The following is a 474-nucleotide window of genomic DNA, read 5'->3' as shown; positions in this document are numbered from 1 at the left end:
CAGAACGATGCCATTGCATTGAACACTGCTAAAACGGGTATCACTCCGGCACAGGCTGCCATCGTTGCGAACACCTCCGGGGTCAACACTGGTGACCAGGATATTTCAGGGATTGCTACCAATGCAGCAAACATCAGTTCCAACGATACGGACATCGCAAACAACACTTACAATATCAGTGACAACGATGACGACATCCTTGCGTTACAGAACGAACAAACCACCCAGAACGATGCCATCGCATTGAACACTGCCAAAACCGGAATCACTCCGGCACAGGCTGCTATCGTTGCGAATACCTCTGGTGTGAACACTGGAGATCAGGATATTTCAGGAATAGCTACTAATGCTGCGAACATCAGTGATAATGATACTGATATTGCCAACTTACAATCCGAACAAACCACCCAGAACGATGCGATTGCATTGAACACTGCTAAAACAGGGATTACCCCGGCACAGGCTGCCATCGTT

At 48.1% G+C, this 474-nt stretch carries 1 protein-coding gene; it reads left to right on the top strand.

Annotated elements, in window-relative coordinates; translation table 11 throughout:
• Window positions 1-474 (top strand): hypothetical protein (locus R3X28_RS19245; protein WP_317666517.1); only part of this gene is annotated, 474 nt, incomplete at both ends.

Source organism: Maribacter sp. TH_r10 (assembly GCF_033101095.1).
Classification (GTDB): Bacteria; Bacteroidota; Bacteroidia; order Flavobacteriales; family Flavobacteriaceae; genus Maribacter_A; species Maribacter_A luteus.
Note: the sequence above shows the minus strand (reverse complement) of the source record. Positions and strands in the feature narration are given on the sequence as shown.